General features: G+C 40.1%; 1 protein-coding gene. It reads right to left on the bottom strand.

All coding sequences use genetic code 11. The features are described from left to right. Positions 1-93 precede the first annotated feature (93 nt). The coding region (locus B3V51_RS08120) for a DUF938 domain-containing protein (RefSeq protein WP_286708224.1) at positions 94-337 on the bottom strand (244 nt) is incomplete at its 5' end.

Genomic DNA, 337 nt, shown 5'->3' with positions numbered 1-337 from the left:
AATCGTATAAAAATATCAGTCACCATATAAGCAATGCAAAAAAAAACCTCAACGAATCATCGGTGAGGTGTCTTTTTTTGACGTTCTAATCATTTAATACTTCTGAAAGACCAACAGCTGATTATTGGCAGGCATCGCGTACGTTCTGCTAAGCGTTAGATGATGCATATTTGCTAAATTTACAATGTCTTCTTTATGACGGATACCACTGTCAGAATTACCTTGCCTTAACATCGCATCAAATCGCTGGTTGCCCGCACTGGTATAGTTACCATGTTCGTTAAATGGGCCATAGACAATCAGCTTACCATCCACAGGTAACGCATCACCAGCCAGT

The sequence above is a fragment of the Psychrobacter sp. UBA2514 genome, from assembly GCF_002341255.1.
Classification (GTDB): Bacteria; Pseudomonadota; Gammaproteobacteria; order Pseudomonadales; family Moraxellaceae; genus Psychrobacter; species Psychrobacter pacificensis.
The sequence above is the reverse complement of the archived record's forward strand: the minus strand, read 5'-3'. Positions and strand labels throughout refer to the sequence as shown.